The sequence below is a fragment of the Pseudofrankia sp. DC12 genome (genome assembly GCF_000966285.1).
In the GTDB taxonomy this organism is placed as follows: domain Bacteria; phylum Actinomycetota; class Actinomycetes; order Frankiales; family Frankiaceae; genus Pseudofrankia.
This window is the reverse complement of sequence record NZ_KQ031391.1, coordinates 3,445,022-3,458,889: the sequence shown is the minus strand read 5'-3', so window position 1 is coordinate 3,458,889 and position 13,868 is coordinate 3,445,022. Positions and strand designations below refer to the sequence as shown.

At 72.1% G+C, this 13,868-nt stretch carries 13 protein-coding genes; 3 read left to right on the top strand and 10 right to left on the bottom strand.

All coding sequences use genetic code 11. The features are described from left to right. The first annotated feature begins 7 nt into the window (after positions 1-7). On the top strand, positions 8-1,210 hold the full coding sequence (gene egtD / locus FRADC12_RS13675) for an L-histidine N(alpha)-methyltransferase (protein WP_045876951.1): 1,203 nt from the start codon (positions 8-10) through the stop codon (positions 1,208-1,210). 101 nt (positions 1,211-1,311) lie between these two features. Here egtD and ilvD read toward each other — a convergent pair whose 3' ends face one another. After that, entirely contained in the window at positions 1,312-3,165 is a 1,854-nt protein-coding gene (ilvD, locus tag FRADC12_RS13670) for a dihydroxy-acid dehydratase (protein ID WP_045876950.1), read from the bottom strand. A 336-nt stretch (positions 3,166-3,501) separates the two neighbouring features. After that, positions 3,502-6,006 (bottom strand): WD40 repeat domain-containing serine/threonine protein kinase, encoded by a 2,505-nt coding sequence (locus FRADC12_RS13665; protein ID WP_045876949.1) that lies wholly within the window; start codon positions 6,004-6,006, stop codon positions 3,502-3,504. A 261-nt stretch (positions 6,007-6,267) separates the two neighbouring features. Between FRADC12_RS13665 and FRADC12_RS13660 the strand changes: the two genes are divergently transcribed. Further along, positions 6,268-6,621: an antibiotic biosynthesis monooxygenase family protein gene (locus FRADC12_RS13660; protein WP_045876948.1), complete on the top strand. Its 354-nt coding sequence runs from the start codon at positions 6,268-6,270 to the stop codon at positions 6,619-6,621. A 29-nt stretch (positions 6,622-6,650) separates the two neighbouring features. Next, positions 6,651-7,289, top strand: coding sequence for a hypothetical protein (locus FRADC12_RS13655; protein ID WP_045876947.1), 639 nt, complete (start codon positions 6,651-6,653; stop codon positions 7,287-7,289). Between the two features lie 263 nt (positions 7,290-7,552). Here the strand turns inward: FRADC12_RS13655 and FRADC12_RS13650 are convergent, their stop codons facing one another. The 8 genes from FRADC12_RS13650 to FRADC12_RS13615 all read right to left on the bottom strand — a co-directional run bounded on the left by FRADC12_RS13650 (position 7,553) and on the right by FRADC12_RS13615 (position 13,796). Continuing rightward, positions 7,553-8,053, bottom strand: a complete 501-nt coding sequence (locus FRADC12_RS13650) for a GNAT family N-acetyltransferase (RefSeq protein ID WP_045876946.1) — start codon at positions 8,051-8,053, stop codon at positions 7,553-7,555. Between the two features lie 163 nt (positions 8,054-8,216). Further along, positions 8,217-9,278: a CobW family GTP-binding protein gene (locus FRADC12_RS13645; protein WP_045876945.1), complete on the bottom strand. Its 1,062-nt coding sequence runs from the start codon at positions 9,276-9,278 to the stop codon at positions 8,217-8,219. 66 nt (positions 9,279-9,344) lie between these two features. Continuing rightward, entirely contained in the window at positions 9,345-10,703 is a 1,359-nt protein-coding gene (dnaB, locus tag FRADC12_RS13640; protein ID WP_045876944.1) for a replicative DNA helicase, read from the bottom strand. A gap of 666 nt (positions 10,704-11,369) precedes the next feature. Next, the gene (gene rplI / locus FRADC12_RS13635) at positions 11,370-11,816 is read right to left on the bottom strand and encodes a 50S ribosomal protein L9 (RefSeq protein WP_045876943.1); all 447 of its coding nucleotides are present in this window, start codon (positions 11,814-11,816) and stop codon (positions 11,370-11,372) included. A 16-nt stretch (positions 11,817-11,832) separates the two neighbouring features. Further along, positions 11,833-12,069, bottom strand: a complete 237-nt coding sequence (gene rpsR, locus FRADC12_RS13630; RefSeq protein WP_045876942.1) for a 30S ribosomal protein S18 — start codon at positions 12,067-12,069, stop codon at positions 11,833-11,835. An 89-nt stretch (positions 12,070-12,158) separates the two neighbouring features. Further along, on the bottom strand, positions 12,159-12,767 hold the full coding sequence (locus FRADC12_RS13625) for a single-stranded DNA-binding protein (protein WP_045876941.1): 609 nt from the start codon (positions 12,765-12,767) through the stop codon (positions 12,159-12,161). Positions 12,768-12,820: 53 nt separating this feature from the next. Beyond that, complete coding sequence (gene rpsF, locus FRADC12_RS13620; protein ID WP_255355191.1) at positions 12,821-13,150, bottom strand: 30S ribosomal protein S6; 330 nt, start codon at positions 13,148-13,150, stop codon at positions 12,821-12,823. A 253-nt stretch (positions 13,151-13,403) separates the two neighbouring features. Beyond that, positions 13,404-13,796 (bottom strand): hypothetical protein, encoded by a 393-nt coding sequence (locus FRADC12_RS13615; RefSeq protein ID WP_157488851.1) that lies wholly within the window; start codon positions 13,794-13,796, stop codon positions 13,404-13,406. Positions 13,797-13,868: the final 72 nt, after the last annotated feature.

Here is a 13,868-nt window from a genome sequence, read left to right as displayed (position 1 = left end):
CGTCCGTATGACTTCGAGGACACCGACACCGGGGGCGGACACGGTCCAGTCCCCGGACGCGGTCATCTCTGGCCAAGAACGGGCCGCGCACACCCCTGGCCAGGAGCAGGCCGCGCACACCGCCAGCCAGGGGCGGGCCACGCGCACTCCTACTCCGGCCGATGTGGCCGCCCTGTTGAAGGCCCGCGGCGGTATGACGATCGAGCGACACCTGACCGATGCGCAGCGGACGGCGGCACTCGCGGCGGACGTCCGCCGCGGCCTGGCCGCCACGCCCAAGGAACTCCCACCCACCTGGTTCTACGACGCCACGGGCAGCATGCTGTTCGGCAAGATCACCGAGCTTCCGGAGTACTACCAGACCAGGGCCGAGCGGGCGGTCCTCGCCGCGCACGCGGCGCAGCTGGCCGCCGAGCTCGAGACCGCGGTCCCGGGCGGCGTCGACACCCTGGTGGAGCTGGGCTCGGGGGCCTCGGAGAAGACGCGCCTGCTGCTGGCCGGGCTCGCCGGCGCCGGTCGCCTGCGGCGGTTCATCCCGTTCGACGTCGATGCCGAGGCGCTCTCCCGCGCCGGCGCCGCCGCCCGCGCCGCCCACCCGGGGCTCGCGGTGCACGCCGTCGTCGGCGACTTCCGCCAGCATCTGGGCCTGCTGCCCGCCCAGCCAGCCGGCGGGACCCTCGTGGCGTTCCTCGGGGGCACGATCGGTAACCTGCGCCCGCCCGAGCGGGCGGCGCTGCTGACCGAGCTGCGTTCCGGGCGCGACCAGGCGAACGGGTCCCGGGGGCACGGCGGCCGGGCCCAGGCCCTGCTGCTCGGCACCGACCTGGTCAAGGAGCCGGCCCGCCTGGTCGCCGCCTACGACGACAGCGCCGGGGTGACCGCGGCCTTCAACCGCAACCTGCTGACCGTGCTCAACCGGGAGCTGGGCGCGGACTTCGACCTGCGCGGATTCGCCCACGTCGCCCGCTGGGACGCGGCGAACAGGTGGGTCGAGATGCGGCTGCGCGCGGTCAAGGCGCAGACGGTGAAGGTGACGGCCCTCGACCTGACCGTCGAGTTCGCCGAGGGCGAGGAGATCCGCACCGAGATCAGCGCCAAGTTCGACCGTGCGACGGTCGAGCGCGAGCTCGGTGCCGCCGGTTGGCGCCTCGCCCAGTGGTGGACCGGCCCCGACGGCGACTTCGCCCTCTCACTCGCCGTCGCCGCCTAGCCCGGTCAGAACGGCCAAGCCCGGTCCGCGACCAGTGGTCACGGACCGGGCTTCGTCCGTCAGGCCACCCTGCGGCGAAACCGCCGGGACGGCGCCGGGCGTCAGCCGCCGAGCAGGCTGATGTCCCGGGCGGCGCCCGTCGCGGCCGACGTCGCCATGGCGGCGTAGGCGCGCAGCGCGGCGGAGACCGTGCGCTCACGGTTCACGGGGCGATAGCCGTGGCCCGCCTCCAGCTCGGCGCGGCGGGCGGCGAGCTCGGCTTCGGGAACCATCAGCTCGATCCGCCGGGCGGGGATGTCGATCTCGATCCGGTCGCCGTCGCGGACCAGCGCGATCGTGCCGCCGTGCGCCGCCTCCGGCGAGACATGCCCGATCGACAGGCCCGAGCTGCCACCGGAGAACCGCCCGTCGGTGATCAGCGCGCACTTCGGCCCGAGGCCGCGGCCCTTCAGGTAGGCGGTCGGGTAGAGCATCTCCTGCATACCCGGGCCGCCGCGCGGCCCCTCGTAGCGGACGACGACCACGTCACCCGGCTTGACCCGGTTGCCGAGGATCGCCTCGACGGCCTCCTCCTGGCTTTCGACGACGATCGCCGGACCGGCGAACACCCACTGGTCCTCCGGGACGCCGGCGGTCTTGACCACCGCGCCGTCGTCGGCCAGGTTGCCGTGCAGCACGGCCAGGCCACCCTCGGCCGAGTAGGCGTGCTCGACGGACCGGATACAGCCGTTCTCGGCGTCGGTATCGAGGGTGTCCCAGCGGTTGGTCGAGCTGAACGGCTCGACGGTGCGCACCCCGCCCGGCGCGGCGTGGAACAGCTCGACGGCGTCCGGCGCCGGGCTCGCGGCGCGGATGTCCCACCGGTCCAGGTGCTCCCGCAGGCTGGCCGAGTGCACGCTGTGCACGCCGCGGTCAAGCAGCCCGGCCCGGTCCAGCTCGCCGAGGATCGCCGGGATGCCACCAGCGCGGTGCACGTCCTCCATGTAGTACTTCGTCGAGCTCGGCGCGACCTTGCACAGGTTCGGCACCCGGCGGGAGATCTCGTCGATGTCGTGCAGGGTGACCGGCACCTCGGACTCGACCGCGGCGGCGAGCAGGTGCAGCACCGTGTTCGTCGAGCCGCCCATCGCGACGTCGACGGCGAACGCGTTGCGGAACGCGGCGGCGGTCGCGATCGAGCGCGGCAGCACGCCCTCGTCGTCCTTCTCGTAGTACCGGCGGGCCAGGTCGACGACGAGCCGCCCGGCCTCGACGAACAGCTCCCTGCGGGCCGCGGCGGTCGCCAGCGTCGAGCCGTTGCCCGGCAGCGAGAGGCCGATCGCCTCGGTCAGGCAGTTCATCGAGTTCGCCGTGAACATGCCGGAGCAGGACCCACAGGTCGGGCAGGCGGACCGCTCGATGATCCCGAGGTCGGCGTCGGAGACAGCCGGGTTGACGGCGGCCGACATCGCGTCGATCAGGTCGAGCCGGGAGTGCACGGTGCCGTTCTGGACCACCGCGTTGCCGGACTCCATAGCCCCGCCGGAGACGAACACGGTCGGGATGTTCAGGCGCAGCGCGGCCAGCAGCATGCCCGGCGTGATCTTGTCGCAGTTGGAGATGCAGACCAGCGCGTCCGCGCAGTGCGCGTTGACCATGTACTCGACGCTGTCGGCGATGATCTCCCGCGACGGCAGCGAGTAGAGCATGCCGCCGTGGCCCATCGCGATGCCGTCGTCGACGGCGATCGTGTTGAACTCACGCCCGACGCCGCCGGCGGCCGCGATCGAGTCGCCGACCAGCTGGCCCAGGTCCTTCAGGTGCACATGACCGGGGACGAACTGGGTGAAGCTGTTGGCGATCGCCACGATCGGCTTGCCGAAGTCGTCCTCGGTCATTCCGGTCGCCCGCCAGAGCGCGCGGGCACCGGCCATGTTCCGGCCATGGGTGGTCGTACGGGAACGCAGTGCGGGCATCTTCGTAACCTCTCCGACCTTCGACGGCGGTACGAACGCGGGGCGGGCTCCACAGCGGGCGCGGGTTCGCGCGGGCCAGGTCGCCGCACTCGCGGACGGACGCGCACCTGCCTCGGAGGGTTCACCGGCGCGAGGCCGCCAGTACGCGTGGGCGCTCGCCTCGGTCCGGCGGCGCGCTGCCCACCAGCGTATCCGCTGCCCCGGGCGGCCTCTGTGGCCGGCCTCACCCTGACGGCCAGCCTCCGGACACGAGTCGGACGTGCGGCTCGTAGCAACGTCGACACCCACGACCAGCGGGTATGACGGCGAGCCGTCGGGGCGGCCGCGCGGGAGAGATCAGCTCGGTTGCCAGAGCCGGACGGTGTTGTCGCCCGCCGTGGCGAGGGTCTCGGTCGTCGGGGAGAAGGCCAGCGCGCGGACGGTGCCAACGTGGCCGGTGGCCAGCGGCCCGAGCGGTTGCGGGGTACCGAGGCCCTCGATCATCCACAGCTGGACGGCGGCGCCGATGCCACCCGCGGCGGCCAGCGTGCGGCCGTCCGCGCTGAGAGCGACCGAACGGATCTGCCCGTTGCCCCTGCTGGTGACCTGGGCCAGCGGGTACGGCTGGGCCGGCTCGGCCACATCCCAGAGGTGGACGGCGCCGAAGCCGGCGCCGGCCACCAGTATCCGTCCGTCGGGCGAGAACGCGAGAGCCTGCACCTGCCAGCGGTGACCGGCCAGCGGAGGGCCCACCGGGCGCGGGACCGTCGCGGTCAGGTCCCACAGGAGCGCGGTGTGGTCCGTCCCAGCCGTCGCCAGCAGCCCCCCGTCGGGTGAGAACGCGACGGCGAGCACCTTCCCCTGGTGACCGCTCAGCGGCTGCCCGAGCTGGCGGACGACGCCCAGCCCGGACGACGCCGGGTCCAGCTCCCACAGCCGGGCCGTCCCGTCGAGGCTGGCGGTCGCCAGGATCCGGCCGAGCGGGGAGAACGCCACCGCGGTCACCTGGTCCGTGTGGCCGGAGCCGGTCACGGGCAAGCCGTCGCCGTCGTGGCCCGAACCGCCGTTGCCGCCGCCGCCGTTGCCGCCGCCGTAGCCGCCGTAGCCGGAACCGCTGGAACCGTCGGCGTCGTGGCCGCCGGTGCCGGACCGGCGCGTGGCCGGGCCGGTGGCCGCTGCCGGCGGCAGCGGCCAGATGCGGACCGTGTGGTCGCCGCCCGCCGTGGCAAGCGCCGTCCCGTCCGGAGCGTAGGTGACGGCGAGAACGCGGCCCTCATGCCCACGCAAAGGTTCGCCCAGCGGGGCCGCTGTACCGGGCCCGACCGGGTCCTCGGCCAGCCGCCAGCGACGGACGGTGCCATCCGCGCTCGCCGAGGCTAGCTCGCCACCGCCGGGTGCGAAGGCCACGGACTCGACATGACCGGTGTGACCGGCCAGCGGCTCGCCGAGCAGGGTCGCGTTGACGGTACCACCGGTGGCACCACGCCGGCCGGCGAACAACCGGCCCGACCTACGACGGGCCGTCACACCGGTGACCGTCTCCGGGTCACGTCGATGGGAAGTTTCGGCCGATTCGTCGCCCTCGGGACGCAGATGGGAGGGGACAAAGGTGGTCGCGTCCCTGGTAGGCGGATCGGTGGTCACGGCCCGCGTCGAGGCGACGCGGCCGACAGCAGCCGCGCCAGCGGGGCCGGTCACGTGACGAGAACCTGCCGCGTCACGAGAGCCAGTCACGTGGCCGGGGCCGGTCGCGTCTTCCGGTGCGGTCTCGGCGCCGGGAGCGGTCTCTGCGCCGGGGCCAGTCGCTTCGCGGGTGCCGAGGGTATCGTCGCCGAAGTCGCGAGCGATCTCGTCGGCGAGCGCCAGCGCCTCGGCGAGGTCGGCTGGTGCGGAATCGAGGTCCGCCGTGGACGGCTCGTCCAGGCCGTCGAGGGGGCTCGCGCCGACGAGGTACAGGAGGAGTTCCTGCGCCGTGGGACGGGCGTCCGAGTCCTTCGCCATCGCGCGGGCGACGAGCTGGCGCAGGCCTGGTTCGAGGCCGGAGAGGTCAGGCTCGTCGTTGACGGCCCGGTAGAGGATGACCGGGCTCGGTCCTTCGCCGTGCGGGAGCCGGCCGGTAGCGGCGAAGAGCACGACGCCACCCCAGGCATAGACGTCGGCCGGCGGCGCGACGACGCTCCCCAGGGCTTGTTCGGGCGCCATGAACGCCGGAGTTCCAACGCCGGCCTGGGTGAAGGTCGTCGTGGCGTCCAGCGCGCGGGCGATCCCGAAGTCGATCACCCGGGCTCCGGACGGCGAAAGCATGATGTTGCCCGGTTTCAGGTCTCGATGCACCAGCCCGGCGGCGTGGATCGCCGTCAGCGCCGAGGCGACCGCGACCGCGAGCCGCTCGACCTCGGCGCTGGGCAGCGGGCCGTCCTGGCGAACGGCCGCGGCCAGGGTGCGGCCCTCGATGTACTCGGTGACCAGGTAGGGCCGCCGGGACTCGACGTCGACGTCCAGCACCTCGGCCGTGCAGAACCGGGCTACGCGCCGGGCCGCCGTCGCCTCCCGTCCGAAGCGCTCGCGGAACTCGGGCTCCCGCGCCAGGTCGGGCCTGATCATCTTGACCGCGACCAGCGGGCTGGCGCCGTCCTCGCCGCCCGCGCCGGCACTCTCCGGGTTCTGGGCTGCCGCTCCAGCGTCAACGCCCAAGCCGTCCGTCCCCGTCCGGCGGCCCAGGTAGACGGTGCCCATTCCGCCCTGGCCCAGGCGGCCAAGCAGGAGGTACGGGCCGAGCCGGCTTGGGTCGTCCTCGTCGAGCGGTTCCACCAGCTGGCTCCCGACCGCGCCGTCGCCGGCGACCATGCCGGCCTCGGCCATCGCGCCGACGCCTTCGTCGCCCTGATCGTCAGGACGAAGGATATTCGTGCCGCTACGCCGGTTCGCCCGGGTTCGCGATCCCGTCCGGATGCGGACACGTCGCTGACTGGCACCACTCTCGCGTGAGCCGGCGAAGTCCCCGGCCCAAGCAGTTCTGGGCAGAGGAGTCCGCGGCCGGAGGCGCCCCTGGGCCAAGAGTCCCGGGCCGGCGGAGTCCCGGGCCGGCAGCGGAGGCGGCGGTGCGGGTGCCAGACTTGCGGCATGAGCGTTACCGGGCCGGCGGCGGGCGGCACCCCCGTTACGGAGATCGCAAGGTTTGACGTGAAACCAGGTACGGAGAGCGACTTCGTGGCCGCCTACCGCACGGTTCGGCATGAGATCGCCAACACGCCAGGCTGCCGATCGATCCGGATGAGCCGTGGAGTCGAGTCACCGAGCTCGTTCGTGCTGATCGTCGAGTGGGCCACTCTCGAAGCGCACACCGAGGGCTTCCGCGGCTCCGCTGGCTTCGGGCGCTGGCGTGCGGCGATCGGGCCGTTCTTCGCCGGAACGCCGTCGGTCGAACACGTCGCCAGCGTCGAGGCGTCGGCGGACGCCACGGCCGGCGCGGCCTGACGGCACGGTCTCAGGCGGCGGGGCCCGGCATGGGCGACTTCTTCAAGCAGTTCTTCGGGTTCCTGGTCTTCTCACCGTTGACCGCGGCCGTGTTCGGCTTCGGCATCTGGATCCTGCCGGCGGTGTTCCTGCGGGACGTGGTCGCCCGGCTGCGGCTGCGCTTCTTCCATTTCTTCGTCAGTGGCTACGTCTTCATCGCGATCATGACGATCTACCTGCTCGCCGCGGGCGCACGGACGAAGAGCGGGGACCGGCACCACCAGGCTGGACCGTTTGTCGGCATGCTCGCGTCACTCGCGCTGGCCTGGTGGCTCAACCGACTGCTGCGCAGCCGCTTCCCCGGACGCGGTCCGGGCCGGCCGACGGGACCGGGCGTCGCGGCCGGCCAGCAGCCGGGCTATCCGGGAGCGCTGCAGCAGGGCTACCCCGGCGCGAACCAGCCGGCCTACGGCCACCCCGCCTACCGCCCGCCGGGCTACGGCCAGCAACCTGGTTACCCTCCTCATCCCGGCTACCCGGGCTATGGTCCGCCGCCACCGGCGCCACCCAGCCAGCCGGCCGCCCACCCCGAGGCCGAGGGCATCCCCAACCAGCCGCGCACCCCCGGCGTGCCCTGGGTCGTCCCTCCTCCTGCCGACCCCGCCCCTCCGACCACCCCGGCCGAGTAAGTCGCGCACGACGATCACCGCGCCCCGCGGAACGTGGAGATCGTCTTCCTTGTCGGGCAGCGGCTGCCCACGACGGCGCCCCGGACCTGAAGTCGATCAGCCCGGCGCGGACCTCGGCGGGCGAGTTCAGCTGCGCCCTCTCCCTCGGCCCGCGAGCCACCGGCAGACGCCGTCAACGACCTTGGCGTTCCGCGGAACGCGCGGCACGACCCAAACGGCCGGTGGCAGGCGCGAGTCGGCTGACGGCCCGATCGCACGTACCGTCAGGCGCGAGGAGCCGGCCGGTTCAGGGCATAGACGACTACCGGCTTGTCGAACAGGACGTCCGCACGCAGGACGGTGAAGCCCAACCGCTGCGCGACGCGGTGCGAGGCCGCGTTCTCGGGGTGGATGTAGGCAACCAGACAATGCTCGTCAAGGTGCTCGAACGCCCAGTCGACGCAGGCTCGGGCCGCCTCGGTGGCGAGGCCCTGGCCCCACCTCTCGGCGCGCAGCGTCCACGCGATCTCGACCTCGCCGAACTGGTCCCAGAACTGCGGCCCGACCCGGCCGACGAACTCGCCCGTGGTCCTGTCCAGAACGGCGAACAGTCCGTGCCCCCGCTGTTCCCACTGCTGCTCGACGGTCCCCAGCCGGGCCAGCGCCTGGTCCCGCGTGTAGGAGCCGACGAAACGGTTCACCCGGTCGTCGGAGTGCAGGGCCACGAAGTCGTCGACGTCGGCCAGCCGCAGCGGGCGGAGCAACAGCCGGTCCGTCTCAAGCACAGTGCTGACCTTTCGCCGTGGACGTCTACTGGCGCCGGGCGGCGACCGTGACCAACCAACACCTTCCGCGCCGGCGACGCCACGCCATGACGCCCTGTCCCGGCACCGAGCGGTCACCCCCGCGAGGCTCAGAGGTGGCCGAAAACCACGGTCAAACCCGTCGTCAGCCGCTAAGGCGGCGGTAGCGGGTGAGGCGACGCACGCCGTCCGCGGCCGGCCGGCCGCCGCAGGGCCGCAGGGCGGCCTCAAGGCGGGCCCGGGCGGCGACCTGGTCGAGGTGCAGGCCGATCGCGACCAGCCCGTCGGGGCCGCCTGCCGCTGGCCTTGCCGCGACGTGAATCTGCGGCCCGACGATGTTGACCACGAAGCCACGCGGGCCTCGCCCGGTATCCACCGTCACGGTGCCCTTGAGACGGTAGGCCCCCGCGGGTGGGTCTTCGAGCAGGTCGACCAGCGGGCCGGGGTCCACCAGGCCGGTGGCCGGCACCGTCACCGCCCGGACGTGCCGATGATGCTGCGCGCCAGGGCCGCGAGAGCCAGGGCTCCGCGCGACGAGGTCCTGGACGCCGAGGTCCTCCCTGGCCGCGGCGGCGAACGGGAGCTCGTCGACCGGGTCATGCGTGCTCGCGGCGTCGAACACGAGAGCCGGGTCGACGCGGCCGTGCGACGTGTCGACGAGGTGGGCGCGGGGGTTCGCCTCGTGCACCCGGTCGGCGATCCGAGCCACCGTGTCGGCGCGGAGCGCGGCCGGGATGAGGTCGGTCTTGTTGATCACGACGAGCGAGGCCGCCGCGAACCTGGCCGGCGGCGGTCCGCCGGTGTCGACGGTGTCGAAGTACGCGCCAGCGTCGATCACGTCGACCAGGCCGCCCGGACGCATCCGGCGCACACCGCTGAACTGGATGAGCCGGGCCAGGGCCGGTGGGTCGGCGACGCCGCTCGCCTCCACGAGAACCGCGTCCAGCCGCAGCCGAGGCTGGGTGAGCTTCTCCAGCGCGTCGTCCAGGCCGTCCGTGTCCGGCACGCAGCACACGCAGCCGCCCGTGATCGCGGCCGGCTCGTCCACCTGACCCGTGATCAGCGCGGCGTCGACGTTGATCGCACCAAAGTCGTTGACCACCACCCCGATACGCGCTCCTGGCGCCCGGAGCAGGTGGTTGAGCACCGTGGTCTTGCCCGCGCCCAGGTAGCCCGTGAGCGCGATCACCGGCACCCGTGTGCCCATCCGCCGCCTCCTCCCGCGCCAGCGATCAGCCGCGTGGGTGAACGACCTGCCCGCCTGGCAGGAACCCTAGTTGGCCATGTCGACGAAGCGGGAGTAGTGCCCCTGGAAGGCGACGGTCACCGTGCCCGTCGGGCCATTTCTGTGCTTCGCGATGATGAGGTCCGCCTCGCCGGCCCGGGCCGACTCCTTTTCGACGGTGTCCTCGCGGTAGAGAAGAATGACGGCGTCGGCGTCCTGTTCCAGCGATCCGGACTCGCGAAGGTCGGAGACCTGGGGCCGCTTGTCCGCGCGCTGCTCGGAGGCGCGGTTCAGCTGGGATATCGCGACCACGGGAATCTCCAGCTCCTTGGCGAGCAGCTTGAGTGACCGTGAGATCTCGCTGACCTCCTGCTGACGGCTCTCCACCCGCTTCGGCGAGGACATCAGCTGGAGGTAGTCGAGGATGATCAGGCGCAGGTCGTTGCGCTGCCGCAGCCGGCGGGCCTTCGCGCGGATCTCCATCATGGTCAGGTTCGGGCTGTCGTCGATGAACAGCGGCGCCTCGGCCACCTCACCCATCCGCCGGGCCAGGCGGGCCCAGTCCTCGTCGGTGAGCCGCCCGGTCCGGATGTTCTGCAGGGAGACACGTGCCTCGGCGGACAGCAGCCGCATCGTGATCTCCATGCGGCTCATCTCCAGCGAGAAGATGACCGACGCCAGGCCGTGCTTGATCGAGGCCGCCCGCGCGAAGTCCAGGCCCAGGGTCGACTTACCGACCGCGGGCCGAGCGGCGACGATCCAGAGCTGCCCGCCGTGCAGGCCGTTCGTCAGTTCGTCGAGGTCGGCGAAGCCGGTGGGAACGCCGGTGAGGGCGCCGTCGTGGCCCGCGATCGCCTCGATCTCCTCGAGCGCCGGGTTGAGCAGGTCGCCGAGGGGCGCGTAGTCGTCGGTACCACGGCGCTCGGTGACGTCGTAGACGGCGGCCTGCGCGCGGTCGACCAGGGCGTCGACATCGTGGGCGGGCCCATAGGCGAGCTGGACGATCCGGGTGCCAGCTTCGGCGAGCCGGCGGAGCACGGCCTTCTCGGCGACGATATGGGCGTAGTAGCCGGCGTTCGCCGCGGTCGGCACGCTGGAGATCAGGGTGTGCAGGTAGCCGGCGCCACCGACCCGTTCCAGCAGTTCGCGACGGCCCAGCTCGGCGGCGACGCTCACTGTGTCGGCGGGCTCGCCGCGGCCGTAGAGATCGCCGACGACCTCGAACACGGTCGCGTGTGCCGGACGGTAGAAGTCGGTCGCCCGCAGAACCTCGACGACGTCGGCGATCGCGTCCTTCGACAGCAGCATGCCGCCCAGCACGCTCTGCTCAGCCGGGATGTCGTGTGGGGGCGTCCGGTCGAGCTCCAGCGGCTGGCCGCCACCGCGCGAGATGTCGGTGACCGTCACCCGCCTCACCCCTGTCCTCGATCATCCGCGCCGGCCCACTCTGACGCACCGCCCCGAGCCGCAGGCTCGAAGGCGCGACCCGCCGCGTCACTCGGGCGTCCCGTTCGGATCGCCGTCGACTCGGATCGCCGACCACCCGAACCCAACTCTCGAACAAATGTTCGAGGAACGGTAGCCCGTTGTCAAGGAGGCACCCGCGATGGGACCGCGGGCCGCCCGCGACAGAGAACGTACGTACGACCGGAGGCCGACTTTAGGGGCTGGCAGGCGCGACCAGCAAACAGTTATCCACAGTCCTGTGTGGATAACCTGTGGGCAACGCCGGTAGTACCTGGGGAAAGCCTCGGGACGACCGTCGGTGGACTGTGGACAGCCAAGTCACGTTTCGTTCAAATTTCCCCGCTGTGCTGGGCATCTGCCCTCGCAGCCTGTGGACAGAGAAAAGTCGGCCGAAACCCGAGAATGAATCGTCCGGACGATGAACACAGGCCATGCATGGGCACCGTCCGCCACGATGAGCCGGCGGGGGGCGGGCGGAAGGTCCGAGAACGGCACTGCCCGGTGTCCCGACAACCGCGCGAGACGGTTGTCGGGACACCGGGCAGTGGTAGAGCAAGTACGTCGCGCGGGTCCCGGGCCAGCTCGCCCGGGACCCGCAGCCGTGGATCAGGCCGCGGAGACGCGGACCGTGACCTGGGCGGTCACCTCCGGGTGCAGATGCACCGCGACGGTGTGCTGGCCGAGCGATTTGATCGGCGCGGTGAGCTGCACCTTGCGCTTGTCCAGCGCCGGGCCGCCAGCCCGCGTGACGGCGTCCGTGACGTCGCCGGCCGTGATCGAGCCGAAGAGCCGGCCCTCCTTGCCCGCGCGGCTCGTCAGCGTGACCGTCAGTGCCTTGAGCTGCTCGGCGATCTCCTGCGCGTGGCCGAGGTCGCGGACCTCACGGGCCGAGCGGGCCCGCTTGATCTGGTCGACCTGGCGCTCGACACCGCGAGTCGCCACGATCGCGAACTGCTTCGGGACGAGGTAGTTGCGGCCGTAACCGTCGGCGACCTCGACGATGTCGCCGGGGCTGCCGAGACCAGGCACCTCGTGGGTGAGAACGAGCTTCATGTCGGCGTCACCCTCCTCAGCGAGCGGTCGAGGTGTAGGGCAGCAGCGCCATCTCGCGGCTGTTCTTCACCGCGATCGCGACGTCGCGCTGGTGCTGGCTGCAGTTGCCGGTCACACGGCGGGCACGGATCTTGCCGCGGTCGGAGATGAACTTCCGCAGCAGCGACGTGTCCTTGTAGTCGATGTAATCGGTCTTGTCCTTGCAGAAAACGCAAACCTTCTTCTTGGGCTTGCGCACAGCCGCCTTGGCCATGTGTGCACTCCTAGGTTCAGACAAACGTCATGAGGGCGCGCAAGAGCGCGCAACGGGCGCCGCGCACCCGTGGGCACCGTGGGTGGTGCCTAGAACGGGGGCTCGTCCGAGTAGCCGCCGGCCGACTGCGACCAGGGATCGTCGACGGCTCCACCGGAGTAGCCGCCACCGGACGAGGAGCCGCCCTGGCCTCCACCCCGGTAGCCGCCACCGCCGCCGGCACCACCGGCACCACCGGCACCACCGGCGCTGGCGCCGCTGGCACCACCGCTGGGGCCGCCACCGGAGTAGCCGCCACCGTCGAAGCCGCCGCCACCGCCCGGGCCGCCGCCGCGCGCGGCGCGAACGACCTTGGCGGTCGCGTACCGCAGCGACGGGCCGATCTCATCGACGTCGAGCTCGATGACGGTGCGCTTCTCGCCCTCGCGAGTCTCGAAGGTGCGCTGCTTGAGGCGGCCCTGGACGATCACCCGGGCGCCCTTCTGCAGCGACTCCGCGACGTGCTCGGCCGCCTGCCGCCAGATCGAGCAGCGAAGGAACAGCGCTTCGCCGTCCTTCCACTCGTTGGTGGCGCGGTCGAGCGTGCGCGGGGTCGACGCGACGGTGAAGCTCGCGACAGCCGCCCCGTTCGGGGTGAACCGCAGCTCCGGATCGCTGGTCAGGTTGCCGACAACCGTGATGACGGTCTCACCGGCCATGGCTTGTGCCCCCAGTCCCGCAAGGCCTGTGGTTGGCCTCGATTGACACGGTGTTAAGCGGCGACCGGCCGACGGGCGGCGCGCGGCTTCTTCGCTTCCGGCAGTCGGATGACCTTGGTGCGGATGACCGACTCGTTGAGCGTGAGCTGCCGGTCGAGCTCGGCGACCACGTCCGGCTCGGCGTGCAGATCGATGACGGCGTAGATGCCCTCGTGGCTCTTGCGGATCTCGTAGGCGAGCCGGCGCCGGCCCCAGACGTCGACCTTCTCGACCGCGCCGCCGCCGTTGCGGACGACGCTGAGGAACTGGTCGAGGGACGGGGAGACGGTGCGCTCTTCGAGATCGGGGTCGAGGATGACCATGAGCTCGTAATGACGTGCCAAGGCTGAACCCACCTCCTGTGGACTCGGCGGCCGCGGGACGTGCCCGTGGCAGGAGGACAGTGCTGTACCGACGGACGACGCCACTCGAACGAGCGGCTCCGCCGGCAGAGCAGACGCTCGGCACATCGTTGGCGGCCCAGCCGTGAGGCTGAGGCTCTGAAGCTGACGTCCTACCGCTGACGTCCTACAGCTGGAGCCGCGAAGATGTGTCGACGACACCCGGTATAGGAGCGGGCGTCACGTCGCGTCGAGCTTACTCGACGTGTCGGACGACCTGACGCTCGCCGTCTCGGGGCCGCGCGGCGGAGTGCGCCGGGGACGAGGGCCCGTCCGTCGGGGCGTCGGCGCCCGGACCGTCCGTCGGCCCGTGCCAGACCGTGCGCACCCAGCCACACGCCGCCGCCAGCAGCCCGACCAGGGCCAGCAGGATCAGCAGCCCGCGCACGTGCCGCCCCGGCGACGGGTCGACCAGCGCGACCACGATGACGACCACCACGGCGGCCGCGGCGGTCCCCGCGACCGGATAGGCCAACGCGTTGATCGCTCGCTCGCGCTCCGTGAAGCCGCGGCGCGGGCCGGCGGGCCGGGGCTCGGGGGCCGGGGCACCGTCGGCCGGCGGGCCGGCTGGGTCGCCGTCCGTATTCATCGCCCCATCCTGGCCTACCGACGCGCCGATCACCTCCATTGGCGTCCTTGGTGTGGTGCTTCCGCGGTAGGC

What these genes read in the sequence shown, in the direction of transcription:
- egtD (WP_045876951.1), top strand. Translation starts at nt 8, where the DNA reads ATGACTTCGAGGACACCGACACCGGGGGCGGACACGGTCCAGTCCCCG.
- ilvD (WP_045876950.1), bottom strand. Translation starts at nt 3,165, where the DNA reads ATGCCCGCACTGCGTTCCCGTACGACCACCCATGGCCGGAACATGGCC.
- FRADC12_RS13665 (WP_045876949.1), bottom strand. Translation starts at nt 6,006, where the DNA reads ATGGCCGAGGCCGGCATGGTCGCCGGCGACGGCGCGGTCGGGAGCCAG.
- FRADC12_RS13660 (WP_045876948.1), top strand. Translation starts at nt 6,268, where the DNA reads ATGAGCGTTACCGGGCCGGCGGCGGGCGGCACCCCCGTTACGGAGATC.
- FRADC12_RS13655 (WP_045876947.1), top strand. Translation starts at nt 6,651, where the DNA reads ATGGGCGACTTCTTCAAGCAGTTCTTCGGGTTCCTGGTCTTCTCACCG.
- FRADC12_RS13645 (WP_045876945.1), bottom strand. Translation starts at nt 9,278, where the DNA reads ATGGGCACACGGGTGCCGGTGATCGCGCTCACGGGCTACCTGGGCGCG.
- rplI (WP_045876943.1), bottom strand. Translation starts at nt 11,816, where the DNA reads ATGAAGCTCGTTCTCACCCACGAGGTGCCTGGTCTCGGCAGCCCCGGC.
- rpsR (WP_045876942.1), bottom strand. Translation starts at nt 12,069, where the DNA reads ATGGCCAAGGCGGCTGTGCGCAAGCCCAAGAAGAAGGTTTGCGTTTTC.
- FRADC12_RS13625 (WP_045876941.1), bottom strand. Translation starts at nt 12,767, where the DNA reads ATGGCCGGTGAGACCGTCATCACGGTTGTCGGCAACCTGACCAGCGAT.
- FRADC12_RS13615 (WP_157488851.1), bottom strand. Translation starts at nt 13,796, where the DNA reads ATGAATACGGACGGCGACCCAGCCGGCCCGCCGGCCGACGGTGCCCCG.